We start from the raw sequence: 25,256 nt of genomic DNA, 5'->3' as shown, positions 1-25,256 counted from the left end.
CGACCTACGACCCCACATCATGATGATCAAGACCCGTGAAGATGCGCTCGCGCTCGACCGCGACGACCCGCTGGCCCCGCTGCGCGACCAGTTCTCGCTGCCCGACGGCGTGATCTACCTCGACGGCAACTCGCTCGGCGCGCAGCCGCGCGCGTCGGCCGCCCGCGCGCAGCAGGTGATCGGCGCCGAGTGGGGCGAAGGCCTGATCCGCAGCTGGAACACCGCCGGCTGGTTCGCGCTGCCGCGCCGCCTCGGCGACAAGCTCGCGACGCTGATCGGCGGCGCGCCCGGCGAAACGGTCGTGACCGACACCATCTCGATCAACCTGTTCAAGCTGCTGTCGGCGATGCTGCGCCACCAGGCGGAGCGCGCGCCCGAGCGCCGGGTGATCGTGTCGGAGCGCTCGAACTTCCCGACCGACCTGTACATCGCGCAGGGGCTGATCGAGCAGCTCGGCGGCGGCTACGAGCTGCGCCTGATCGACGATCCGGCCGACCTGCCCGGCGCGCTCGGCGCGGACACGGCCGTCGCGATGATCACGCACGTGAACTACCGCACCGGCTACATGCACGACATGCCGGCCGTCACGCAGCTGGTGCACGACGCCGGCGCGCTGATGCTGTGGGATCTCGCGCACTCGGCCGGCGCGGTGCCGGTCGACCTGAACGGCGCGCGCGCGGACGGCGCGGTCGGCTGCACGTACAAGTACCTGAACGGCGGCCCCGGCTCGCCCGCGTTCGTGTGGGTGCCGCAACGCCATCTCGCACATTTCTCGCAGCCGCTGTCGGGCTGGTGGGGCCACCGCGCGCCGTTCGCGATGCAGCCCGGCTTCGCGCCCGATCCGGGCATCGCGCGCTTCCTGTGCGGCACGCAGCCGATCGTGTCGATGTCGATGGTCGAATGCGGGCTCGACGTGTTCCTGCAGACCGACATGGACGCGATCCGCCGCAAGTCGCTCGCGCTGACCGACACGTTCATCGCGCTCGTCGAGGCGCGCTGCGCGGGCCTGTCGCTGAAGCTCGTCACGCCGCGCGCGCATCACCAGCGCGGCTCGCAGGCGAGCTTCGAGCATCCGCACGGCTACGAAGTGATGCAGGCGCTGATCGCGCGCGGCGTGATCGGCGACTACCGCGAGCCGTACGTGCTGCGCTTCGGCTTCACGCCGCTCTATACGCGCTTCGCCGACGTGTGGGATGCGGTCGAGACGCTGCGCGACATCCTCGCCACCGACGCGTGGAAGGCGCCCGAGTTCGCCGAACGCGGCGCGGTGACCTGACCCGTCTTGCGCGGCGCGCCGCCGTTGCATGCCGCAGTTGCATGCGAAGCGCGCCACGCGTTCGTCATTCAAATCTGGAGATAGTCGTGAATTCTGGTCATATGCAGCCCCCCGGCGGCGACGCGCCGGCAGGCTGCCCGTTCTCGGGCGCACGCGCCGCACAACCGGCGCAAGCCGCGCACGAAGCCCCGCACGTGCCGGGCGAGGCCGACGCTCAAGCCGGCTGGCACAACGCGCAGCTCGATTTCTCGAAGTCGATGAGCTACGGCGACTACCTGTCGCTGAATTCGATCCTCGACGCACAGCATCCGCTGTCGCCCGATCACAACGAGATGCTGTTCATCATCCAGCATCAGACGAGCGAGCTGTGGATGAAGCTTGCGCTGTTCGAATTGCGCGGCGCGCTCGATGCGGTGCGCACCGACGCGCTGCCGCCGGCGTTCAAGATGCTCGCGCGCGTGTCGCGCATCCTCGAGCAACTGGTGCAGGCGTGGAACGTGCTGTCGACGATGACGCCGTCCGAGTATTCGGCGATGCGGCCGTATCTCGGCCAGTCGTCGGGCTTCCAGTCGTACCAGTATCGCCAGCTCGAATTCCTGCTCGGCAACAAGAACGCGCAGATGCTGCAGCCGCATGCGCACCGGCCCGACATCCTCGAACAGGTGCGCGCGACGCTCGAGGCGCCGTCGTTCTACGATGAAGTCGTGCGACTGCTCGCGCGGCGCGGCTTCCCGATCGCGGCAGAGCGGCTGGAGCGCGACTGGACCCAGCCGACGCGGCACGACGAGACGGTCGAGGCCGCGTGGCTCGAGGTCTATCGTCATCCGCAGCAGCACTGGGAGCTGTACGAGATGGCCGAGGAACTCGTCGATCTCGAGGATGCGTTCCGCCAGTGGCGCTTCCGTCACGTGACGACGGTCGAGCGCATCATCGGCTTCAAGCAGGGCACCGGCGGCACGAGCGGCGCGCCGTACCTGCGCAAGATGCTCGACGTCGTGCTGTTCCCCGAGCTCTGGCACGTGCGCACCACGCTGTAACGCACGCCACGCGCCCGCCGTCACGACGATCACGACGACGTGCGGGCGAGCGCCTCCCCTTCGCGCGGCTGCGCCGCCGCGCGCGACAGCCGCGGAATGTGCCGCCGCATCGCGAGCAGCGCGATGCACACCACCCCCATCGCGACGGCCAGCATCGTCAGGTACGCACCCGCGCCGCCCGCCGTGATCACGATCGCGCCCGCGAACGCGCTGAGGATCGCGCCGAGCCGGCCGAACGCGAGCGCACTCGCGGTGCCCGTCGCGCGCACGGCCGTCGGATAGATGTACGCGCACAGCGCATACATCGTCGACTGCACCGCGTTGACGAACAACCCGTGCAGACCGAGCCCGACGATCAGCCAGCCGGTATGGCGGCTGGCATCGACGCCCATCAGCCATACCGCGCTCGCCGCGCCGCCGATGCTGCACAGCGCGAGCGGCCAGCGCGACCCCGCATGCGCGATCGCCCATGCGCACAGCAGCGCGCCGATCACGCCGCCGAGGTTGTACGCGGTGAGGCCCGAGCCCGCGACCGACACGCTCAACCCGCTCGCCGCGAGCATCGTCGGCAACCAGCTGAACGCCGCGTACACGGCGAGCAGGCACATGAAGAACGCGCACCACAGCGCGATCGTGTCGCGCGCCTGGCCGCTCGCGAACAGCGCGCCGAAGCCGCCGCGGCTGCCCGGCGCACGGGCGTCCTTCGTGTCGGTGAACACGGTGCCCGGTGCGACCGGCCGCTGCATCCGCGCGAGCAGCGCGCCGAGTTCCGGCCAGCGTGCGGGGCGCCGCGCGAGATAGCGCGGCGATTCGGGCAACGCGCGCACCAGCACGAAGCCGAGCACGAGCGGCAACGCGCCGCCCGCGAAGAACAGCCCGCGCCAGCCGTAGCGCGGCAGCACCTCGTGCGCGAACAGGCCGGCCAGCATCCCGCCGAGCGGCACGCAGACGATCGTCGCCGTCACCATCATCGTGCGGCGCCGCGCGGGCGTGTATTCGGCGGTCATCGTCGTGGCCGTCGGCAGCGCGCCGCCGATCCCGAGCCCCGCGCAAAAACGCAGCATCGCGATCGTCGCGACGTCGGGCGCGAACCCGATCGCGCAGGTCGCGATGCCGAACAGGAACACGCTGCCGATCACGGCCTGGCGGCGGCCGAAGCGGTCCGCGACGATCCCCGCGCAGGCGCTGCCGATGCCCATCCCGACCAGTCCCGCCGCGACGGCCGGCGCGAACGCACCGCGCGTGATGCCCCATTCGCGGATCAGCACCGGAATCGCGAAACCGATCAACTGGCCGTCGAAGCCGTCGAGCACGATCGCGAGCGCGGCGAGCAGCACCACGCAGCGCTGCATCAGCGTGAACGGGCCGTCGTCGAGCGTCGTGCCGATGTCGACCGACGGTGGCCGTTCATTCAGTGCGTCGGGCGTGCTCATGCGGCCTCCGATGCACCGCGCGGCGGCGGCAAGATGCGCGAACGGTGCGCGACAAGACAACGGCATTCGATGGTTTTCATGGCGTCTCCGGTTGTCCGGGCTGGCGCGCGCACGCGTGCCCGAATCTCATGCTGTGCAGTCGAGCGGCGCCCATCGATCGGCGCCGGTGTCTCGTCCCACCCTTCACGATCCGGCGCCATCGCCCCGCGGGCGCGGCATCCGTGTCGTCATGCGGCGCCAGCCGGCCGCCGGCCTGTTGCTCAATTCGTCCGTGCGTCGATCAAGCGGACCAGCGCGAGCAGCGTCTCCGCATGCGGCACCGCGACGCCCGCTTCACGCGCGGCCGCGACGACCTTGCCGTTGATCGCATCGATTTCGGTGCGACGGCCCGCGAGCACGTCCTGCAGCATCGACGGGCGATGGCCGCGATGGTCGCGGATCGCATGCTCGACGTTGCGCGCGATGCGCTCGCCGTCGACCGCAATGCCCTTCGCGCGCGCGACGGCGGCCGTCTCGGCCGCGATCGCCAGCGCGAGCCGTGGCCCGTCGTGATGATGGCCGAGCTGATCGACGGTGCAGCCCGTCGTCGCGCACAGCGTGTTGAGCGCCGCGTTGAACGCGACCTTCTCCCAGATCGCGGCCCATACGTCGGCGTCGAGCGTGCACGCGAGCCCCGCGCGCGACAGCGCGTCGGCCACGGCTGTCGCAAAGGGACGTGCCGCGCCGTCGGCCGTCATCATCCGGATCGTGCCGGCGCCGTGCGAGCGCACGTGCGCAGGGCCGGCCGCATCGGCCGGCCACGTCGTCACGCCGACCAGGATGCGCTCGAGCGGCACGAACGCGTTCAGCGTCTCGACGTTGCCGAGCCCGTTCTGCAGCGTCAGCACGAACGTGTCCGAGCTCAGCAGCGCCCGCACGCCGTCGAGCGCCGCCCGCGTATGCAGCGATTTCGTGAAAACGATCAGCAGGTCGAACGGTGTGTCGAGTGCTGCGGCCGCGTGCGCATTCGCGGCTTCCGGCCGCACGGCCTGCAGCGTGCGAACGCGCCGTTCGCCGCGGTCGTCGTCGATGCGCAGCCCGTCGCGGCGGATCGCATCGAGATGCGCATCGTTCACGTCGATCAGCGTGACGGCTTCGCCGCTTTCGGCGAGCCGCCCGCCAAACAGCGAGCCCATCGCGCCCGCGCCCAGAATTGCAATTCTCATCGTCGACGCCTCGTCAGAACGGATAGTGGCGCGGGGCCGTCTGCACGGTGATCCAGCGCAGGTCGGTGAACGCGGCGATGCCGGCCTTGCCGCCGAAGTGGCCGAAGCCGCTGTCCTTCACGCCGCCGAACGGCATTTGCGCCTCGTCGTGCACGGTCGGGCCGTTCACGTGACAGATGCCCGACTCGATGCGCGCCGCGACGCGCAGCGCCCGCGCGACGTCGCGACTGAACACGGCCGACGCCAGCCCGAACGCGTTGTCGTTCGCGCAGCGGATCGCGGCCTCCTCGCCGTCGACGCGCACGATCCCCTTCACCGGGCCGAACGACTCTTCCGCGTAGATGCGCATCGCTGGCGTCACGTGATCGAGCAGCGTCGCGGGGAACAGCGTGCTGTCGGCGTGGCCGCCGCACCGCAGCGTCGCGCCGTGCGCGAGCGCATCGTCGATCAGCGCGTTGCAGCGCTCGACGGCCCTCGTGTCGATCAGCGACCCGAGCACGACCGGCCCGTGGCGCGGATCGCCGAGCGGCAGCGACGCGGCCTTGTCGGCGAGCTTCGCGACGAACGCATCGGCGATCGAGGCGTCGACGACGATGCGCTCGGTCGACATGCAGATCTGCCCAGAATTCGCGAATGCGCCGAATGCAGCCGCGGCGACCGCCGCGTCGAGATCGGCATCGTCGAGCACGACGAACGGCGCCTTGCCGCCGAGCTCCAGCACCGACGGCTTCAGGTGACGCGCGCATGCTTCGGCGACGATCCGCCCGACCCGCGTCGAGCCGGTGAAATTCACGCGGCGCACGGCCGGATGCGCGATCAGGGCATCGACGACGGCGCCCGCATCGTCGGGCGCATTCGTCACGAAATTGACGACGCCCGGCGGCAGTCCGGCCTCCTGCAGCGCCTCGACGACCAGCCCGTGCGTGACGGGACACAGTTCCGAGCCCTTCAGCACGACCGTGTTGCCACACGCGAGCGGCAGCGCGAGCGCGCGCGTCGCGAGAATCACCGGCGCATTCCACGGCGCGATGCCGAGCACGACGCCGGCCGGTTGCCGCACGCCCATCGCGAGCGAGCCCGGCACGTCGGACGGAATCAGCTCGCCGCCGACCTGCGTGGTCAACGACGCGGCCTCGACGAGCCCGCTCGCCGCGAGCTGCACGTTGAAGCCGGCCCACAGCGCGGACGCACCCGTCTCGGCCGCCATCGCGGCGACGAACTGCTCGTGCTTCGCTTCGAGCGCGGCGGCCGCCTTCAGCAGCAATGCGCGCCGCGCGCCGGGGCCGAGCGCGGCCCAGCCGGGAAACGCGCGGGCAGCCGCATCGGCCGCCGCGCGCGCATCGTCGACGGTGCACGCGGGCGCTTCGGACGCGACTTCGCCGTCGAGCGGGTTGCGGCGCACGAAGGTCGCGCCGCCGGACGAGTGGCGGCGTTCGCCGCCGATCAGCATCGCTACGGTTTGCATGGAATCTCCGGAAAGACGCGCGCGGCGCGTCACGCAATCTCGACTTCGACGACGACCGGCGTCGCCGCGCGCAGCGCGTCGGTCAGCGCGTCGGTCAGCGCGTCGGTCAGCGCGTCGCGCAGCTTCGCCGCTTCGGCGACGCGCACGCCGCGACAGCCCATCCCTTGCGCGAGCGCGACGAAATCCAGGTCGGGCAGATCGGTGCCTTGCACCGGGTCGCCGGGGCCGAAGCCGAACACGGGCGCGAAATCCTGCAGCGCCGCGTAACGCCGGTTGTTCAGGATCACGAACGTGATCGGCAGCTTCAACTGCGCGGCGCTCCACAGCGCCTGGATCGAATACAGGCTCGAGCCGTCGCCGATCAGCGCGATCACGCGTCGGCCCGGCTGCGCGAGCGCGACGCCGACGGCAGCCGGCATCCCGTAGCCGAGCCCGCCGCTGTCCATCGTGTAGAACGTGCCGCTGCGCGTGAACGGCAGATGTTCCTGCATCACCGGCCGCGCGCTCGGCGCCTCCTCGACGACGATGTCGTGCGCGTCGCGCACGTCGGCGAGCGTCTGCAGTGCGAACGCGACCGACATGCGTTCGCCGGCAGCAGGCGCGTCGACGCGCAGCCGCGGCGCGCGCGGCGCGGGCATCGGCCGCTCGGGCGGCGCGGGCCGCGCCAGCAGATCGCGCGCGGCGAGCCGCAAATTGCCGACCACCGCGTCGCCCGACGGCGTCCACGCGGCGACGCCCGGATCGTCGACGAGCTGCACGAGCGTCGCGCCCGGCGGCACGTGCGGGCCGAAGCCCTCGATGTGATAGGTGAACGCAGGCGCGCCGAACGCGAACACGAGATCGTGCCCGTCGAGCCGCGCGACGATCTTCTCGCGAATCGCGGGCAGGAAGCCGGCGAACAGCGGATGATCCTCCGGAAAGCTGCAGCGTCCCGACATCGGCGCGACGTACACGCGCGCACGGTGCCGCTCGGCGAGGCGCACGACGTCGTCCCATGCGCCCGCGCGATCGACGGCCGCGCCGACCACGAACGCCGGGCGGCGCGCCGCGTCGAGCGCGTCGCCGAGCCGCGCGAGCGCGTCTGGGTCGGGCCGCACGATGCTGCTCACGTCACGGCGCGGCAGCAATTCGGCCGGCTGATCCCAGTCGTCGACCGGAATCGACACGAACACGGGGCCGCGCGGCTCCTGCATCGCGATGCGGTACGCCCGCGCGATCGCGGCCGGCACGTCCTGCGCGCGCGCCGGCTCGATGCTCCATTTCACGTACGGCTTCGGCAGCTCGGCGGCCTGCGTCGCGCCGAGGAACGGATCGAACGGCAGAATCGCGCGCGCCTGCTGGCCCGCGGTGACGATCAGCGGCGAGCGGTTCTTGAACGCGGTGAAGAGATTGCCCATCGCGTTGCCGACGCCCGCCGCCGAATGCAGGTTGACGACCGCAGCATTGCCGGTGGCCTGCGCGTGACCGTCGGCCATCCCGACCACGACGGCCTCCTGCAGGCCGAGCACGTAGCGGAAATCGGCGGGGAAGTCGCGGAACATCGGCAGCTCGGTCGAGCCGGGATTGCCGAACACGCGGTCGATGCCGAACTGGCGGAACAGGTCGATCACGGCGTCGCGGACCGTGACGGGTGCGGCGGATTGGGACGGGGTGCCGGACATGCTCGGGCGTCTCCTCGATGGCTTGGCGGTTTCCACAGTATCGAAGCGCAAGCCATTCACGGATACTGTATTTTCTGCGCAAAGCCATTACGTTCCAGCATGACTTTCGATCTCCGACAGTTGCGTGCGTTCACCACGATCGTCGCGTGCGGCAGCCTCGGCCGCGCAGCCGACGCGCTGCACGTCACGCAGCCGGCGCTGAGCCGGATCCTGAAGCGGCTCGAGGATCAGGTCGACGCGCCGCTGTTCGAACGCCATTCGAAGGGCGTGCAGCTCACCGCGTTCGGCGAAGCGTTGCTGCCGCACGCGACGCTGCTGCAGCACGAGGCCGAGCATGCGCGCGAGGAACTGGACGCGATGCGCGGGCTCGCGAAGGGCACGATCAAGGTCGGCACGGTGGGCAGCATCGCGAGCCTCGTGTTGCCGGTCGCGGTCGGCCGCGTGCTCGATCGCTGGCCGAACCTGCGCGTCGAAATCATCGAAGGCGTGTGGGACCGGCTCGCGGAAGGGCTGATCAAGCACGAGATCGATCTTGCGCTGTCCGCGCACGGGCCCGATACCGACGAGATCGTCGCGATTCCCGAGTGCCGCTGGGAAGACCGCAGCCATATCGTTGCGGCGCCGCACCATCCGCTGCGCGCGCTCGGCCGCCCGCCGACGCTCGCCGATACGCTGCACGCACGCTGGGCGATTCCACCGCGCGGCACCGCGCCGTTCGACCACATGCGTGCGACCTTCGACGCGCACGGGCTGCCGTTGCCCGACATCGCGGTCGAGACACGCTCGGTCACGACGCTGAAGAGCCTGGTCGCACATGCGGGATTCCTCTGCTGGATGGCCGAGCCGATGTACGGGGCGGAACGGCGCGCCGGCACGATCGACACGCTGCCCGTGCGCGAAGTCGTCGCGGTGCGCACGCTCACCGCGTTCCGGCGCCGTCACGGCATCCTCCCCGGGCCGGCCGGCAAGCTGCTCGACGAACTCGTCGCACTCACGCGCGACGGGCGCTGACGCCCTTTTCCTGCGGCTCCCCGCGCCCGCCCTGCCCGCACGGCGCCGCAGCGCACCATCGAAATGCCGTGTCCCCGCCTTGACTTTCGCCCGCCCGAATACGATCATTCGCTCACACAAAGAGCAAAAGATCGTATTCGGCAGGATAGACAGGCTGGAACAGGAGACACCGGATGAGCGAATCGCCCGCCGCCCACGCGCCCGTGCTGCTGCACATCGGCGCGGGCTCGTTTCACCGCGCGCACCAGGCGTGGTATCTGCATCGCGTGAACGCGGCCGTACCGGCCGACGAACGCTGGTCGCTGACCGTCGGCAACATCCGCGACGACATGCGCGCGACGATGGACGCGCTCGCCGCGCAGCACGGTGCGTACACGCTCGAAACCGTCACGCCGCAAGGCGAGCGCGCGTACGAGACGATCCGTGCGATCACGCGCGTGCTGCCGTGGTCGATCGACCTCGCCGCGCTGATCGACGCCGGCGCCGATCCGGCCTGCCGGATCGTGTCGTTCACCGTCACCGAAGGCGGCTACTACCTCGATGAACACAACCGGCTCGACATCGCGAACGCCGATCTCGCCGCCGACCTGCAGGGCGCGCGCACGACGCTGTACGGCGCGCTCGCCGCGCTGCTCGCCGAACGCGTGAAGCGCGGCGCCGGCCCGCTCACGCTGCAAAGCTGCGACAACCTGCGCAACAACGGCGCGCGGTTTCGCGCGGGGATGCGCGAATTCCTCGAACGGCGCGGCGAAGGCGGCCTGCTCGCATGGTTCGATGCGCACGTCGCGACGCCCAGCGCGATGGTCGACCGCATCACGCCGCGCCCGACCGCCGACGTGCGCGAGCGCGTCCTCGCGGCCACCGGCGTCGACGACGCGTGCCCGGTGATGGGCGAATCGTTCATCCAGTGGGTGATCGAGGACCGCTTCGCGGCCGGTCGCCCGCGCTGGGAGCTGGCCGGCGCCGAACTCGTCGACGACGTGCATCCGTACGAGGAAGCGAAGATCCGCATCCTCAACGCGACGCACAGCTGCATCGCATGGGCCGGTACGCTCGCGGGCCATACCTACATCCACGAAGGCACGCACGACCCGGCGATCCGCCGCTTCGCGCACGACTACGTGACGCAGGACGTGATCCCGTGCCTCACGCCGAGCCCGCTCGATCTCGCGCGCTATCGTGACGTCGTGCTGGAGCGCTTCGGCAATCCGTACGTGCTCGACACGAACCAGCGGGTCGCGGCCGACGGTTTCTCGAAGATCCCGGGCTTCATCGCGCCGACGCTCGTCGAATCGTTCGCGCGCGGCGCGGCACCCGTCGCCACCGCCGTGCTGCCCGCGCTGTTCCTGCGCTTTCTCGAACGCTGGGCGCGCGGCACGCTGCCGTATGCGTACCAGGACGGCGTGATGGACGACGGCAGCGCACGCGCGATCGTCGAAGCCGACGACCCGGTCGTCGCGCTGTGCGCGAGCCGCGCCTTGTGGGGCTCGCTCGCCGGCAACGCGGCGCTGTTCGAGGCGCTGCGCGCCGGGCTCGCGCGCGTCGACGCCTGGCTCGCCGCCCGCTGATGGCCCGCGCGCGGCGCCCGGCCGCGCAGCCGGGCGAACCCGCTTGGCACAGGCCGTGCGGCACGGCTAAAGTAGCGGCTCCTCACTGACCGAACGGATCGCTCATGTATCTCGGCATCGACCTCGGCACCTCCGAAGTGAAGGTGCTGCTGCTCGCCCCGGACGGCGCGGTCGTCGGCACCGCCGGCTCGCCGTTCAGCGTGTCGCGGCCGCATCCGCGCTGGGCGGAACAGCATCCGGACGACTGGTGGCAAGGCACGCTCGCCGCGCTCGCGGCGCTGCGCGAACGGCACCCGCAGGCGTTCGCGCAGGTGCGCGGCATCGGCCTGTCGGGCCAGATGCACGGCGCGGTGCTGCTCGGCCGCGACGATCGCGTGCTGCGCCCGGCGATCCTGTGGAACGACATGCGCAGCGCCGACGAATGCGCGCTGCTCACCGAACGCGCCCCCGATCTCCATGCGCTGGCCGGCAACCTCGCGATGCCCGGCTTCACCGCGCCGAAGCTGCTGTGGGTCGCGAAGCACGAACCCGACGTGTTCGCGGCAACCGCATGCGTGCTGATGCCGAAGGACTACCTGCGCTTCCGGCTGACCGGCGCGAAAGTGTCCGATCCGTCGGACGCGGCCGGCACGCTGTGGCTCGACGTCGCGCGCCGCGACTGGTCCGATGCGCTGCTCGCCGCGTGCGGAATGACGCGCGGGCAGATGCCGCGCATCGTCGAGGGCAATGCGCCATCCGGCACGCTGCGTGCGGACGTCGCACGCGAGTTGGGGTTATCCGAGGCCGTGCTGGTCGCGGGCGGCGGCGGCGACAACGCAACGAGCGCGCTCGGCATCGGCGCGATCCACGCGGGCGACGGCTTCGTGTCGCTTGGCACGTCCGGCGTGCTGAGCGTGGTCGGCGACCGCTTCATGCCGAATCCCGCGTCGGCCGTGCATGCGTTCTGCCATGCGATTCCCGATCGCTGGCAACTGATGAGCGTCGTGCTGTCGGCCGCGAGTTGCCTGCGCTGGGTCTGCAAGCTGACCGGCACCGACGAGCCCGCGCTGCTCGCCGAAGTCGAGGCGCTCGACCCCGACGCGCTCGCCGCCGCCCCGCTGTTCCTGCCCTACCTGTCGGGCGAGCGCACGCCGCACAACGATCCGTACGCGCAGGGCGTGTTCTTCGGGATGACGCACGCAACCGACCGCGCGCACCTCGGCTACGCGGTACTCGAAGGCGTGACGCTGGGCCTCGCCGACGGCCTCGACGCGCTGCACACGGCCGGCGTCGAGACCGACCAGTTGTCGCTGATCGGCGGCGGCGCGCGCAGCGCGTTCTGGGCGCAACTGATCGCGGACGCGCTGAACGTGCGCACGCGTCAGCACGGCGGCGGCGAAACCGGCGCGGCGCTCGGCGCGGCACGGCTCGGCTGGCTGGCCGTCGGCGGCGATCCGCAGACGGTGCTGACCAAACCGCCGGTGCGCGCCGAATACGCACCGGACGCCGCCCGCCATGCGCGGCTGCGCGAACGCCTCGATGCGTTCCGCACGCTGTACCGTCACGTGCGGCCGCTGTACGAACCGTCGCGCGCACGGCTCGCGTAGGCGAGCTCCGTCGCACGGCCGGCCGCCGGCCGTGCGTGCGACATGCGTTACAGTGGATGCCGTCATGCGGCCCGCCGGCCGGCCCGCGGGGCAGCCCCCAGATCCGAACCGAATCGCTATCGTGTCCAAGTCCTCAGAAAAACTCGATCTCGCCACGCGCGCCGCGTGGCTCTATTACGTCGCGGGCGACACGCAGAACGAAATCGCCGAAAAGCTGCAGGTGTCGCGCCCCGTCGCGCAGCGCCTCGTCGCGTTCGCGGTCGAGAAGAACCTGATCCGCGTGCGCGTCGACCATCGGCTCGCCGACTGCCTCGATCTCGGCGCGCAGCTGTCGAAACGCTACGGCCTCGCGATGTGCGAAGTCGTGCCGGTCGACGCCGATGCGCCCGACGCGATCGACCGCAAGCTCGCGGTCGCCGGCGCGCAGGTGATGGAGCGCTACCTGAACGAAACGCGGCCGATGGTGATCGCGGTCAGCAGCGGCCGGACGCTGAAGGCCGCGGTCGCGCAGATCGCGCAGATCGACCGCCCGCAGCACCGGCTCGTGTCGATGGTCGGCGCGATCGCGGCCGACGGCTCGTCGAACCGCTACGACGTCGCGCAGTACATCTCCGAGAAAACCGGCAGCAAGCACTTCCTGCTGCCCGCACCGCTGTTCGCGGATAGCGACGCCGAGCGCGCGCAGTGGTGCAATCACCGGCTGTACCGGATCGTCGAGGCGCTGTCGGGCGAGGCCGACGTCGCGTTCATCGGGATCGGCAACATCGGCCCGCACTGCCCGCTCTACGAAGACGGCTTCATCACCGAACAGGAGCGCGACGAGATGACCGCGCTCGGCGCGGTGGCCGAACTGCTCGGCGTGCCGATCGACGCGCAGGGCACGCAGATCACCGTGTCGACCAGCGCGCGCGTGACGAGCGTCGCGCTCGCCACGCCGCCGAAGCTGCCGACGATCGCGTTCGCCGGCGGCCCGAAGAAACACGACGCGGTGATTGCCGCGCTGCGCGGCGGCTGGCTGTCGGGGCTCGTCACCGACGAAGCCTGCGCGCGCGCCGCGCTCGCCGCGAAGGCGGCCTGACGCGGCCGTCGGCATCGCGCACGCGCCGGCTCAGGCCGCGCGCGGCGCCGGAAACGCATGCTGGCGGGCGCACCACGCGCCGACCCACGCCAGCGCCAGCAGCACGACGAGCACCCACGGAATCGCACCAGCGCCCGTCGCGCCGAGCAGCATCCCGCCCGCGATGCCACCGCCGGCGATCGCGAGATTCCAGACCGTCACGAGCATCGACTGCGCGACGTCGGCCGACTCCCCCGCCGCGTTCGCGGTGGCCGTCTGGAACAGCGTCGGCGCGCCGCCGAACGCGAGCCCCCACAGCACGACGCCCGCATAGACGAACGTCATCCCCGCCCCGGCGCCGAGCATCGCCGCCGCCAATGCGAACAGCGCGATGCTCGCGAGCGTCAGCCGCCGCTGCGCGACGCCGATCCATGCACCCGTCAGCGCGATGCCGACGAGGGACGCGACGCCGAACACGAACAGCACCACATCGACCTGCGCGCCCATCCGCACGCCCGCAAGGAACGGCGCGACGTACGTGTACAGCATGTTGTGCGCGAGCACGTACGCGAACATCACCGTCAGCACCGGCCGCACGCCGGGCAGCGCCATCACGCCGAGCACCGGCTCGCGCGCGCCGGCCTGCTGGCCCGGATAGTCGGGCACGCGCAGGCGAATCCAGCCGATCAGCGCCAGCGCCGCGACCGTGATCCCGGCGAACGCGACGCGCCAGCCGAACATCGCGCCGAGCGCCGTGCCGGCCGGAATGCCGATCGACATCGCTGCCGGTATGCCGAGCATCGCGACCGCGATCGCGCGGCCGCGCAGCGACGGGTCGACCAGGCGGCTCGCGTAGCCCGCCAGCAGCGCCCACAGCAGCCCGGCCGACATCCCCGCGACGAAGCGCGCGGCCAGCGTGAGCGCGTAGTACGGCGACGCGGCCGTCAGTGCGTTCGACACGACGAAGCCGGCCAGCGCCGCGAGCAGCAACCGGCGCCGGCGCATCGCGCGCGTCGCGGCGACGAGCGGGATCGCCGCGACGATCGAACCCAGCGCGTAGATGGTCACCAGTTGACCGATCAGCGCCTCGGTCACGTGCAGGTCGGTGCTCATCAGCGGCAGCAGGCCGGCCGGCAACGCTTCGGTGAGCACCGTGATGAAGCCGGCGGTGGCCAGCGCGAGCAGGTTCGCGACGGGCAGACGTGCACGAGCCGGCGTGGACAAATCTGCCGCACGATCGACAGCGCGGTCGGAGACGGATACGCACTCGCTCATTGCGCGCTCCGGTCGTCGATGCCATACACCGCATCGCGCACGTCGGTGACGATGCGCCCGTGCATCCCTTCGTACAACGTATTGGTCAGCGCGACGACCGTCAGCCCGGCTGCGCGGTCGACGAACCACGCGTGCCCGTACGCACCGCCCCAGCGCCAGGTGCCGACCGACTCCGGCGACTGCGCGGCCACCGGGTCATGCAGCACGGAAAAACCGAGTCCGAAGCCGAATCCCGGCGCATCCGGCAAGTCGTGCGCGCCCAGTTGCACCCGCGCCATCTCGTCGATCCAGCGCGGTGCGAGCCAGCCGTCGAGGCCCGTGCGCAGCGTATCGAGCAGCGTCAGGCAATCGTGCGCGGTGCCGACCATGCCCGCGCCGCCCGACGGCCATGCGGTCGCGTCGAACGCGCGCGCCGGCTCGAAGCGGATGCCGACCGTGCCGTCGAACACCGGCACGAGATCGTCGTCCGCCATCCGGCGCGGCACGTCGGGCGTGCTGACGTAAGGCGTCGCCAGACGCGCCGCGTCATGCGTGAAAAATGCCGTGTCGGTCATCCCGAGCGGCGTCGTCACGAGCGCCGCCACGGCGTCGGCGAGCGGCCGGCCGTCGACCGCCTCGATCAGCGTACCGATCACGTCGGTCGCAAGCGAGTAGCCCCACGACGTGCCGGGCGCGAACTGCAGCGGCACGCCGGCGATGCGCCGCACGTTCTCGGCGAGTGACAGGCTCGCGCGATCCATCCCGTCGGACACGCCCGCGCGCGCGTACGGCCCGTCGGCGTCCGCTTCGAGAAAGCGATAGCCGAGCCCGGCCGTGTGCGACAGCAGATGCCGCAGCGTGATGTTCGCCGGCGTGCCGTCCGCGAGCGTCGGCGTGAACGCGGGCAGCCGGCGCGCGACCGGCTCGTCGAGCCCGATCTTCGATGCCGCGACCAGCCGCATCGCGGCGGCCGTCACGATCGGCTTGGATACCGACGCGAGCCGGAACAGCGTGTCCGCGCGCATCGGCGTGCCGGCTTCGCGATCGGCCAGCCCGGCCGCGCGTGCATAACGCAATTCGCCGTCGCGCGCGACCAGCACGACCGCGCCGACCGCGCGCGCATCGGCCAGCGCGCGGTCGAGCACGGCATCGAGCCGGGCGCGCAGCGCGGCATCCGGTTCGGCGCGGCGGGCGGTGACAGGCAGTGATGACATGGCGTGACCTCGAACAGTGAAGGAACGCCCATCGTAGGGAGCCGGCACGGGAAGAAAAATCGGGTTAGAGTTCCGGACACTCCGGACATGGGTGTCCGCAATCGGGAACCTGCATGGAAAATCTTGGCGGCTTCGTCGTGTTCGTCCAGGTCGCGGAAACGCGCAGCTTCGTCGCGGCCGGCCGAGCGCTCGGACTGTCGGCGTCGGCGATCGGCAAGCGCATCGCGCGGCTCGAGGCACGCCTGAACGTGCGGCTCTTTCACCGCAGCACGCGCAGCATCACGCTGACGGCCGAAGGCGCGCGCTTTCTCGAACGATGCCGGCGCGTGATCGCCGAAATCGACGCGGCCGAGCAGGAACTGACGCAGAGCGTCGAGGCGCCGCGCGGGCGGCTGCGCGTGAGCCTGCCGACGATCGGCACGTTGCTGTTGCCGGTGCTCGCCGATTTCATGGCCGCGTATCCGGAGATCGAGCTCGACATCGATTTCAGCGACCGGATCGTCGACGTGATCGACGAAGGCTTCGACGTGGTACTGCGCACCGGCCATCCGACCGATTCCCGGCTGTCGTCGCGGCTGCTCGGCCACTTCCGCCAGCACCTGGTCGCGTCGTCCGACTATCTCGAACGGCACGGCACGCCGCGCACGCCGGCCGACCTCCCGCAGCACCGCTGCCTGCATTACCGATTCCCGAGCAGCGGCAAGCTCGAGATCTGGCCGCTGCGCGCGCCGCGCGCCGGCACGCCGCCGGAGGTACCCGTCTCGATGGTCAGCAACAACGCCGAGACGCGCCTGTGCTTCGCGCTGCGCGGGCTCGGCATCGCGTGCCTGCCCGAGTTCTTCGTGCGCGACACGCTCGCCGACGGCAGGCTGCGCGCAGTGCTCGACGATCACGTCGCGAGCCGCACGCCGTTCTACGTGCTATGGCCGTCGGGCCGCCATCCGCTGCCCAAGCTGCGCGCGTTCGTCGACTACATGGCCGAGCATTTGCGGCTGTAACCGGCGCGCGGCCGTCAAGCCGCCTTCGCGTGCGCGCTGAGCCGCCGCAGCGCCTGCCCGTGCTCGTCGAACAGGTGGCAGTGCTCGGCCTGCGCATGCACGCGCAGCGCCTCGCCGGTGCGGTACGTGTCGAGCGGCGGAATCCGCGCGATCAGCCCGTCCGGCGCGACGGCCGACTCCGCATACAGATACGCGGCGTCGCCGAGCGACTCGACGGCCATCGTCCGCGCGGCGACGCCTGCCACCGACGCATCGACCAGCAGATGCTCGGGCCGCACGCCGACGGTCACCGCGGCGCCGCGCTGCAGCCCCGCCGCATCGACCGCGACACGCTGCGTCTCGCCGCTGTCGAAGCGCACGAGCACGCCGCCCGCATCGGCCGATTCGACCGTGCCCTTCAGGAAGTTCATCTTCGGCGAACCGATGAAGCCCGCGACGAACTGGTTCGACGGCGCGTGATACAGCTCGTTCGGCGTGCCGACCTGCTGCACCGCGCCGCCCGACAGCACGACGATCTTGTCGGCGAGCGTCATCGCCTCGACCTGGTCGTGCGTCACGTAGATCATCGTCGTCTTCAGCTCGTCGTGCAGCCGCGCGAACTCCAGCCGCATCTTCACGCGCAGCGCGGCGTCGAGGTTCGACAGCGGTTCGTCGAACAGGAACACCTTCGGCTTCCTCGTGATCGCGCGGCCGATCGCGACGCGCTGCCGCTGGCCGCCCGACAGCTGCTTCGGCTTGCGGTCCAGCAGGTGATCGATGTGCAGGATCTTCGCGGCCTGCTTCACGGCCTGGTCGATCTCGGGCTTCTTCGCGCCGGCGAGCTTCAGGCCGAACGCCATGTTGTCGTACAGCGTCATGTGCGGGTACAGCGCATACGACTGGAACACCATCGCGATGCCGCGCTTCGCGCTCGGCACGTCGTTGACCTTCGCGCCGTCGATCAGCAGGTCGCCGTTCGAAATGTCTTCCAGGCCGGCGATCATCCGCATCAGCGTGGATTTGCCGCAGCCGCTCGGGCCGACGAACACGACGAATTCGCCGTCGGCGATGTCGAGGTTCACGTTGCGCAGCACTTCGGTGTCGTCGTAGCGCTTCGCGATATTGCGCAGGAGCACGCTTGCCATGATCTGTCTCCGTTCGTTCGTGATGCGCCGCGTTGAAAGCGGCGCGCCTTCGTTCCTGATTGCTAGTTCGGCAGCACCGCGCCCGTCGCCTGCCAGCGCGCGACGTAGCCGGGCAGCTCGTGCATGTCGTCGAATACGTGCCGCGCGCCGATGCCGCGCAACGCGTCGATCTGCGCCGCCGACGCGTGCCCGCCGCCGACGAAGCCGAGCACGGTCATGCCGGCCGCGGCCGCCGCGGTGATGCCGGTCACGCTGTCCTCGACGACCAGGCATTGCGCGGGCACTACGCCGAGCGCACGTGCGGCGGCCAGATACACGTCGGGCGCCGGCTTCGGCCGCGCGACCGAATCCGCGCAGAACAGCCGGTCGCCGAAAAAGCGCGCGAGGCCGGTGCGCGCGAGCGCCGCTTCGACGTACGCGCGATAGCTGTTGCTCGCGCAGGCCGTCGTCAGGTCGATCGCGGCCAGCGCCGCATCGATGCCGTCGACCATCGGCGCGTTGACGGCCGCCGCTTCGACCGCGCGGCGGATCGCGTCGACGTCGTCGGCCGACAGCGTGCGGCCGACCGCGTCGCTCGCGCCGGCCAGCACGCGCTCGATGCGCAGCCCGAGCAGCGGCATCACGGCCGGCCGCGCATCGACGCCCGGCCAGCGCGCATCGAGTTCGCGCACGATCACGTCGGCGGCCACGGCCTCGCTGTCGATCAGCACGCCGTCGCAATCGCAGATCAGCACGTTGACGCCGTGACCGGCCGCGCCTTTGCTTGCGCCGCTCATTTAACCGCCCCGAACGTGAGCCCGCGCACGAGCTGCTTCTGCGACAGCCAGCCGACGATCAGGATCGGCGCGACCGCGAGCAGGGAAGCCGCGGACAGCTTCGCCCAGAACAGCCCTTCGGGGCTCGAGTACGACGCGATGAACACGGTCAGCGGCGCCGCGTTCGAGCTCGACAGGTTGATGCTCCAGAACGCCTCGTTCCACGACAGGATCACGAGCAGCAGCGCGGTGGACGCGAGCCCCGGCAGCGCCATCGGCATCAGCAGGTAGACGATCTCCTGCCACGTCGACGCGCCGTCGATGCGCCCGGCTTCCAGGATGTCCTTCGGGATCTCGTTGAAGTACGTGAAGGTCATCCACACCGCGATCGGCAGGTTGATCAGCGTATAGACGATCACGAGCCCCGACACGGTATCTAGCAGCCCCGCGTTCTTCCACAGCAGGTAGATCGGCACCAGCACGCCGACCGACGGCATCATCTTGGTCGACAGCATCCACAGCAGCACCTTCTGCGTGCGGTGGTTCGGGAAGAACGCCATCGCGTACGCGGCCGGCACCGCGAACAGCAGCGAGATCACCGTGACGCCGGCCGAGATCAGGATCGAATTCCACGCAAACCCGAAGTAGTTGCTGCGCGCGAACACCTCGCGGAAGCTGTCGAGCGTCGGCATGAAGAACAGCGTCGACGCGTACGCCTGCTGTTCGGTCTTGAACGCGGTGATCGCCATCCAGAAGATCGGGAAGAACAGCAGGAGCGCGATCAGCCACGCGAGCGTGCCGGGCAGCGCGCGCCGCACGAGGTCGAACACGGCCGGCGTGCGCCGGCCTGCCAAGGTCAGGTCGCTCATTTTTCGTACTCCCCTTTCAGATTGCGCGCGAGCATCCGCACGAGGAAGAACGACACGACGTTCGCGACCACGACGGCGATGATGCCGCCCGCGGACGCGAGGCCGACGTCGAACTGCTGCAGGCCGAGCGCATAGATCAGGTACGACAGGTTGGTCGTCGCGTCGCCGGGGCCGCCGCCGGTCGTCGTATAGATTTCCGCGAAGATCGACAGCAGGAAGATCGTCTCCATCATCACGACCACGGCGATCGCGCGCTTCAGGTGCGGCAGCGTGATGTAGAAGAACATCGCGATCGGGCCGGCGCCGTCGATGCGCGCGGCCTCCTTCTGCTCCTGGTCGAGCGACTGGATCGCGGTGAACAGGATCAGGAACGCGAACGGCAGCCACTGCCACGCGACGATGATGATCACGGCGGTCAACGGGTAATCGGCGAACCAGTCGATCGGCGTCATCCCGAGCGCGCGCATCGCGTTCGCGACGAGCCCGTACACCGGATGCAGGATCATGTTCTTCCAGATCAGCGCGGAGACGGTCGGCATCACGAAGAACGGCGCGATCGCGAGCAGCCGCGCGACGCCCTGCCCGTAGAACTTGCGGTCGAACAGCACCGCCATCAGCACGCCGCCGATAACCGTGATCGCGAGCACCGCGCCGATCAGCACCAGCGTGTGCCAGATCGCCGGCAGGAACGACGGATCGGTCGCGAGGAAGCGGTAGTTGTCGAACCCGGCGAAGCCCTTCACGTCCGGGTTCAGCAGGTTGTAGCGCGAGAACGAATACCAGATCGTCATCGCGAGCGGAATCGACATCCACAGCAGCAGCACCGCGACGGACGGCGACACGAGCCAGCTCGCGCCGCCGCGCGCGCGGCGCGGGGCGCCGGGCGGCGACGACGCGTCGCCGACCGACGGCGCGTGAGCGTGACTCAGGGGAAGACGCAGGTGACGCATGATCGGAGTCCCTCCGGTTGATGCGCGGGCGCGAACGGCCTGCCCGCCTGTCAGCCTAGCCGGCCCGCGCCGTGTGCCACGGCGCACGGTGCGGGCCGCGCGACGGCTTGCGCGTTACTTCTTGTAGCCGGCCTGCCGCACTGCGCGGTCGGCCGCGGCCTGTCCGGCGGCTAGCGCCTGGTCGACCGACATCTGGCCCGCGACCGCGCCCGCGATCGACTGGCCGACCACCGTGCCGAACGACTGGAATTCAGGAATCCCGACGTACTGCACGCCCGTGTACGGCACCTTCTTCAGCGACGGATCGTTCGGGTCGGCCGTCTCGATCGCCTTCAGCACGAAGTCCGAGAACGGCGCGGCGGCCTTGTACTCGGCGCGCTGATACGTCGACGTACGCGTGCCCGGCGGCACCGACGCCCAGCCTTCGTCCTTGCCGACCATCTCGATGTACTGCTTCGACGTCGCCCACGCGATGAACTTGCGCGCGGCGTCCTGCTGCTTCGACGTCTTCGGCACGGCCAGCGCCCACGCCCACAGCCAGTGCGAGCCCTTCGGCGTCGCGGCGACCGGCGCGGCCGCGAAGCCGATCTTGTCGGCCACCTGCGACTGCTGCTTGTTGTAGAGCATCCCGGCCGCGACCGTCGCGTCGATCCACATCGCGCACTTGCCGGACGCGGTCAGCGTCAGGTTCTCGTTGAAGCCGTTCGAGCTCGCTCCGGGCGGGCCGTTCTTCTTCAGCAGGTTCACGTAGAAATTGATCGCCTTCTTCCATTCGGGCGACGTGAGCTGCGCGTTCCAGTTCTCGTCGAACCAGCGTCCGCCGAACGTGTTCACGACCGTCGACACGTACGCCATGTTCTCGCCCCAGCCGGCCTTGCCGCGCAGGCAGATCCCGTAGGTGCCCTTCGACTTGTCGGTGAGCTTGTCCGCGAATTCGGCGATCTGGTCGTAGGTCGGCTGGTCGGGCATCTTCAGCCCCTTCGCCGCGAACAGGTCCTTGCGGTAGAACGTCATCGAGCTTTCGACGTAGAACGGCAGCGCGTAGAGCTGGCCGTTGTACGACAGGCTGTCGCGCGCGGTCTTCACGATGTCGTTCAGGTCGTAGTCGGCCGGCAGCCCCGTGATCGGCGCGAGCCAGCCGCGCTTGCCCCACTGCGGCGTTTCATAGGTGCCGATCGCCATCACGTCGAACTGGCCGCTGCCGGTCGTGATGTCGGTCGTCGCGCGCTGGCGCAGCACGTTCTCCTCGAGGATCACCCAGTTCAGCTTGATGTCGGGGTTCGCCTTCTCGAACGCCGGCGACAGCTTCTTCAGCTCGATCATGTCGGGGTTGTTCAGCGTCGCGATCGTCAGCGTGCCGGCGGACGCCGCGCAGGCCGCCGTCGCGAGCGCGGCTCCGGCGAAACAGCGTGCGGCGGCGTCGAGCATCTTTCGTTGCATGGCATGTCTCCTGTGATTGTTCGAAATGTCGTCGGTCTTGTGTCGGTGTTGCGTCGTTTCCTTCGCGGCCCGTCATGCCGGCCGCTGCATGCCGCACGCGCGCGCATAGTGCGCGATCACGTCGCGTATCCGGTGGCGCACCCATGCGCGCGGCTCTTTCGCGAGGCCGCCCGCGCGGCACGCCGCGTAGACGTCCGGCAGCCACTGCGCGACGAGCGTCTCCGGCACCGGCTGCCGCGCGAGGTTGCCGAACAGCTGCTCGACCGCGGCCGCGACGGCCGGCTGCAGCCAGTAATAGCGGATGCGGTCGCTGTAGCTGAACTGGCGCGCGAGCCGCTGCGCGGTCTCGTCGCCGCGGTAGTACGGCGCCCAGTGTTCGGGCTGCGCGCGCATCGCCGCATCGACGACATCGCGCAACCGCGAGCGCTGCGCGACGTCGTCGATCAGCGCGTCCTCGATGAACGTCAGCGCGAACAGCGCCTCGCGCAGCGCGAACGTCAGCGCGGGGCCGACCTTCAACACCGCGAAGTGGTCGCGCACCAGCGCGGCGAGCGCGGCTTCCGTCTGGTAATCGGTCGAATGCGCTTCGAACACGAGGCGCGGTGTCTGCAGGATACTCGCGCCCAGTGACGCCGCCTTGGCACTGTCGTAATCGAGTACGTGGCGGTCGTCGAAGTCGACGCCCGGCTGCGCGACGATCGCGACGACGCGCGTCCATGCGTCGTCGAGCCCGGCCGCCGAGAACGCGCGGCGGTGCGCGTCGAGCGTCGCCGCGATGCTGTCGCTGCGCGTGACGACGATCTGCGCGATCGCATCGCCGCTCGCGTCGCTACCGGCGTCGCCGCTCACCTCGCCGCCCGGCGTCGGCACCTCGGTGCCGATCACGTAGACGGGCGCGATCCCGACGCGCGCCGCCGCGTCTTCCGCGACACGGCACAGCTCGGCCGCGCGCGCGGCGATCGTGCGATCGTCGAGCCGTGCCGGATCGTCCGCGCACGCCATGCTCGCATCGAGGTGGATCTTTTCGAAACCGGCTTCGACATACGCGGCGACCATCGCAGCGGCTTCCCGCATCGCGTCGGCCGCGCGACGGTGCCGCCACGGGTTCGGGCCGAGATGGTCGCCGCCGAGCACGAGCGCCGACGGCGCGAGCCCGCAGCGCGCGGCAATCGCATCGACGTCTCGACGAAAATCGGCCGGCGTCATGCCCGTATAGCCGCCGAGATGGTTCACCTGATTGCAGGTCGCCTCGATCAAGAGCGGCGAGCCGTCCGCGCGCGCGGCTTCGCACGCGGCCTCCAGCACCAGCCGGTGCGCGCTGCAGATCGAATAGATGCCGCGCTGCGCGTCAGCGCGGTTCGCGTCGAAGATCATCCGCAGCACGGTGTCCGCGTGCGCGGTGCGCGGGCGTTCGGCAACGGTCGTCAGGCCGGACATGCGATCCCCCGTTCGGTCAGGAAGCGGTCGATCTCGGCCGCGCTGCTGTTGCCTTCCATCGGGCCGCGCCGCGTGACCGCGATCGCGCCGGCCGCGTTCGCACGGCGCAGCGCGACCTCGACGGCCACGCCCGCGACGAGGCTCGCGACCAGCGTGCCGCCGAAGCAGTCGCCGGCGCCGGTCGGATCGACTTCGTCGACCGGGAACGCCGGCGCCTCGGCACGGTGGGCGCGATCGAACGCGACGCTGCCTTGCGCGCCGCGTTTGAGCACGACGCGCTCGAGCAGCGGATGCGTCGCGAGCAGGCCCGCGATCGCGCGCTCGGCCGGCTGCGGGCCGCAGAAGAACGGCAGATCGGCTTCGCTCGGCAGGAACAGGTGGCACGCGGCGAGCATCTCGTCGAGCGCCGCGCGCATCGGGCGGAAGCTCAGCATTTCGGGCCGCACGTTCGGATCGAACGACACCTTGGCGCCCGCGCGCGCGGCCTCGATCACGCCGCGCTGCACCGCCGCGATCGCCGATTCGCTCGTCAGCGACGAGCCCATCACATGAAAGTAGCGGCAGCCGTCGAACATCGTGGTGTCGACGTCGGACGCATCGACGCACGCCGCGGCACTGGTCGACAACGTGAACACGAAACTGCGCGAGCCGTCGTCGCGATACGCGACGAACGCGGTGCCGGTCGGGCGGGCGACGCGACGAATGCGCGCGACGTCGACGCCGTCCCGGGCGAGCCGCGCGACGATCGCATCGCCGAACGCGTCGCGGCCGACGCAGCCCGCATACGCGACGCGCGCACCGAGTCGCGCGGCCTGATCGGCGAAGATCGCTGGCGCGCCGCTCGGGAACGGTCCTTCGAACAGGCCTGGCGTATCGAAACCCTGGCCGCGCTCGGCGGCGACGAATTCGGCCAGCAGTTCGCCGGCGACGACGATCTCGGCCATCAGGCGAGCCCTCCTCGTGCGACGGCGGCCGCTGCGTGCGGCGCTGCCGCTGCGTCGCGGGCCGGCCGGCGGATGGCGCGTGCGAGCGGCGCCACGTCAGCTCATCCAGTTGCCGCCATCGACGTTCAACGTCTGGGCGGTGATGTAGTCGGCATCGGCCGACGCGAGGAACAGCGCGGCGCCCGTCAGGTCGCCCGGCACGCCCATGCGGCCGAGCGGCACGGCTTCACCGACGAGCCGCTTCTTCTCGCCGAGCGGCCGGTTCTCGTAGCGCGCGAACAGCGCATCGACCTGCTCCCACATCGGCGTGTCGACCACGCCCGGCGCGATGCCGTTCACGTTGATCCGGTGCGGCGCGAGCGCGAGCGCGGCCGACTGCGTATAGCTGATCACCGCGGCCTTGGTCGCGCAGTAGTGCGAAACGAGCGCCTCGCCGCGACGGCCGGCCTGCGACGACATGTTGACGATCTTGCCGCCGCGCCCCTGCTCGACCATCCGTTGCGCAACCGCCTGCATCAGGAAGAACAGCCCTTTCACGTTGACCGAGAACAGCCGGTCGAACACGTCCCACGATTCGTCGAGGAGCGGGCGCATGTCGAACAGCGCCGCGTTGTTGAACAGGATGTCGACGCCGCCGAAGCGCTCGACCGCCGTGGCGACGATCCGCGTGATGTCGTCGCGGCGCGTGACGTCGGCCGTGACGGCCACCGCGCGGCCCGGGTTGGCCTCGATCAGCCGCGCGAGCGAGCCGCCTGCCGGCTTCACGTCGACGAGCACGCAGCGCGCGCCCTCGTCCAGATAGCGTTGCGCGACCGCCTCGCCGATGCCGCTTGCGGCGCCCGTCAGGATCGCGACCTTGTCTTCCAGTCTCACTGGCTGTCTCCGGTTCGTTCTGTTGCACGACGGTCGAGGTGAGCGAACGCTCATCTACCGATCAATTGCTCTGTTAGTGATCGAATGATCGGATACGCG

Annotated in this window: 21 protein-coding genes; 7 read left to right on the top strand and 14 right to left on the bottom strand. The window is 70.4% G+C overall.

What is annotated here, in order from left to right; translation table 11 throughout:
* The first annotated feature begins 22 nt into the window (after positions 1 to 22).
* Both kynU and kynA read left to right on the top strand, forming a co-directional pair.
* Positions 23 to 1,276, top strand: a complete 1,254-nt coding sequence (kynU, locus tag BLS50_RS11675) for a kynureninase (RefSeq protein ID WP_249177934.1) — start codon at positions 23 to 25, stop codon at positions 1,274 to 1,276.
* Positions 1,277 to 1,377: 101 nt separating this feature from the next.
* Positions 1,378 to 2,313 carry a tryptophan 2,3-dioxygenase gene (gene kynA, locus BLS50_RS11670; protein WP_034201423.1) on the top strand — a complete coding sequence of 312 codons (936 nt, stop codon included), beginning with the start codon at positions 1,378 to 1,380 and terminating at the stop codon, positions 2,311 to 2,313.
* A 29-nt stretch (positions 2,314 to 2,342) separates the two neighbouring features.
* On the opposite strand, the gene BLS50_RS11665 is transcribed toward kynA, so the two are convergent.
* The 4 genes from BLS50_RS11665 to mdlC form a co-directional block, all read right to left on the bottom strand.
* Positions 2,343 to 3,746: an MFS transporter gene (locus tag BLS50_RS11665; RefSeq protein WP_074802260.1), complete on the bottom strand. Its 1,404-nt coding sequence runs from the start codon at positions 3,744 to 3,746 to the stop codon at positions 2,343 to 2,345.
* A gap of 260 nt (positions 3,747 to 4,006) precedes the next feature.
* Positions 4,007 to 4,951 carry a ketopantoate reductase family protein gene (locus tag BLS50_RS11660; protein ID WP_074802259.1) on the bottom strand — a complete coding sequence of 315 codons (945 nt, stop codon included), beginning with the start codon at positions 4,949 to 4,951 and terminating at the stop codon, positions 4,007 to 4,009.
* A 13-nt stretch (positions 4,952 to 4,964) separates the two neighbouring features.
* Positions 4,965 to 6,416: an aldehyde dehydrogenase gene (locus BLS50_RS11655; RefSeq protein WP_074802258.1), complete on the bottom strand. Its 1,452-nt coding sequence runs from the start codon at positions 6,414 to 6,416 to the stop codon at positions 4,965 to 4,967.
* A 29-nt stretch (positions 6,417 to 6,445) separates the two neighbouring features.
* Positions 6,446 to 8,077: a benzoylformate decarboxylase gene (gene mdlC / locus BLS50_RS11650; protein WP_074802257.1), complete on the bottom strand. Its 1,632-nt coding sequence runs from the start codon at positions 8,075 to 8,077 to the stop codon at positions 6,446 to 6,448.
* A 99-nt stretch (positions 8,078 to 8,176) separates the two neighbouring features.
* Here mdlC and BLS50_RS11645 point away from each other — a divergent pair, with 99 nt between their 5' ends.
* The 4 genes from BLS50_RS11645 (at position 8,177) to BLS50_RS11630 (ending at position 13,320) form a co-directional block, all read left to right on the top strand.
* Entirely contained in the window at positions 8,177 to 9,088 is a 912-nt protein-coding gene (locus BLS50_RS11645; protein ID WP_074802256.1) for a LysR family transcriptional regulator, read from the top strand.
* Between the two features lie 173 nt (positions 9,089 to 9,261).
* Positions 9,262 to 10,656: a D-arabinitol 4-dehydrogenase gene (gene dalD, locus BLS50_RS11640; protein ID WP_027812143.1), complete on the top strand. Its 1,395-nt coding sequence runs from the start codon at positions 9,262 to 9,264 to the stop codon at positions 10,654 to 10,656.
* 104 nt (positions 10,657 to 10,760) lie between these two features.
* The gene (gene xylB, locus BLS50_RS11635) at positions 10,761 to 12,242 is read left to right on the top strand and encodes a xylulokinase (RefSeq protein ID WP_074802255.1); all 1,482 of its coding nucleotides are present in this window, start codon (positions 10,761 to 10,763) and stop codon (positions 12,240 to 12,242) included.
* Between the two features lie 64 nt (positions 12,243 to 12,306).
* Positions 12,307 to 13,320, top strand: coding sequence for a sugar-binding transcriptional regulator (locus BLS50_RS11630; protein WP_074802254.1), 1,014 nt, complete (start codon positions 12,307 to 12,309; stop codon positions 13,318 to 13,320).
* Between the two features lie 30 nt (positions 13,321 to 13,350).
* Here the strand turns inward: BLS50_RS11630 and BLS50_RS11625 are convergent, their stop codons facing one another.
* Positions 13,351 to 14,574, bottom strand: coding sequence for an MFS transporter (locus BLS50_RS11625; RefSeq protein ID WP_074802253.1), 1,224 nt, complete (start codon positions 14,572 to 14,574; stop codon positions 13,351 to 13,353).
* Positions 14,571 to 15,767, bottom strand: a complete 1,197-nt coding sequence (locus BLS50_RS11620) for a serine hydrolase domain-containing protein (protein WP_074802252.1) — start codon at positions 15,765 to 15,767, stop codon at positions 14,571 to 14,573. Before BLS50_RS11620 ends, BLS50_RS11625 begins: the two co-directional genes overlap by 4 nt.
* Positions 15,768 to 15,880: 113 nt before the next feature.
* Between BLS50_RS11620 and BLS50_RS11615 the strand changes: the two genes are divergently transcribed.
* The gene (locus tag BLS50_RS11615; protein WP_074802251.1) at positions 15,881 to 16,765 is read left to right on the top strand and encodes a LysR family transcriptional regulator; all 885 of its coding nucleotides are present in this window, start codon (positions 15,881 to 15,883) and stop codon (positions 16,763 to 16,765) included.
* Positions 16,766 to 16,779: 14 nt separating this feature from the next.
* Here BLS50_RS11615 and BLS50_RS11610 read toward each other — a convergent pair whose 3' ends face one another.
* The 8 genes from BLS50_RS11610 to BLS50_RS11575 form a co-directional block, all read right to left on the bottom strand.
* Positions 16,780 to 17,889 (bottom strand): ABC transporter ATP-binding protein, encoded by a 1,110-nt coding sequence (locus BLS50_RS11610; RefSeq protein WP_074802250.1) that lies wholly within the window; start codon positions 17,887 to 17,889, stop codon positions 16,780 to 16,782.
* 62 nt (positions 17,890 to 17,951) lie between these two features.
* Positions 17,952 to 18,665: an HAD family hydrolase gene (locus tag BLS50_RS11605; RefSeq protein ID WP_006477977.1), complete on the bottom strand. Its 714-nt coding sequence runs from the start codon at positions 18,663 to 18,665 to the stop codon at positions 17,952 to 17,954.
* Positions 18,662 to 19,513: a carbohydrate ABC transporter permease gene (locus tag BLS50_RS11600; protein WP_011546080.1), complete on the bottom strand. Its 852-nt coding sequence runs from the start codon at positions 19,511 to 19,513 to the stop codon at positions 18,662 to 18,664. Before BLS50_RS11600 ends, BLS50_RS11605 begins: the two co-directional genes overlap by 4 nt.
* The gene (locus BLS50_RS11595) at positions 19,510 to 20,463 is read right to left on the bottom strand and encodes a carbohydrate ABC transporter permease (RefSeq protein WP_011546081.1); all 954 of its coding nucleotides are present in this window, start codon (positions 20,461 to 20,463) and stop codon (positions 19,510 to 19,512) included. Before BLS50_RS11595 ends, BLS50_RS11600 begins: the two co-directional genes overlap by 4 nt.
* A gap of 114 nt (positions 20,464 to 20,577) precedes the next feature.
* The gene (locus tag BLS50_RS11590) at positions 20,578 to 21,903 is read right to left on the bottom strand and encodes an ABC transporter substrate-binding protein (RefSeq protein ID WP_006477974.1); all 1,326 of its coding nucleotides are present in this window, start codon (positions 21,901 to 21,903) and stop codon (positions 20,578 to 20,580) included.
* 72 nt (positions 21,904 to 21,975) lie between these two features.
* On the bottom strand, positions 21,976 to 23,340 hold the full coding sequence (locus tag BLS50_RS11585; RefSeq protein WP_074802249.1) for a D-tagatose-bisphosphate aldolase, class II, non-catalytic subunit: 1,365 nt from the start codon (positions 23,338 to 23,340) through the stop codon (positions 21,976 to 21,978).
* Positions 23,328 to 24,284 (bottom strand): sugar kinase, encoded by a 957-nt coding sequence (locus BLS50_RS11580; RefSeq protein WP_053525357.1) that lies wholly within the window; start codon positions 24,282 to 24,284, stop codon positions 23,328 to 23,330. The genes BLS50_RS11585 and BLS50_RS11580 overlap by 13 nt, the downstream gene beginning before the upstream one ends.
* 96 nt (positions 24,285 to 24,380) lie before the next feature.
* The gene (locus BLS50_RS11575; RefSeq protein WP_012329130.1) at positions 24,381 to 25,157 is read right to left on the bottom strand and encodes an L-iditol 2-dehydrogenase; all 777 of its coding nucleotides are present in this window, start codon (positions 25,155 to 25,157) and stop codon (positions 24,381 to 24,383) included.
* Between the last annotated feature and the right edge of the window lie 99 nt (positions 25,158 to 25,256).

The organism is Burkholderia orbicola (assembly GCF_900100915.1).
Taxonomy (GTDB): domain Bacteria; phylum Pseudomonadota; class Gammaproteobacteria; order Burkholderiales; family Burkholderiaceae; genus Burkholderia; species Burkholderia orbicola.
This window is presented reverse-complemented; position numbering and strand designations above follow the sequence as displayed.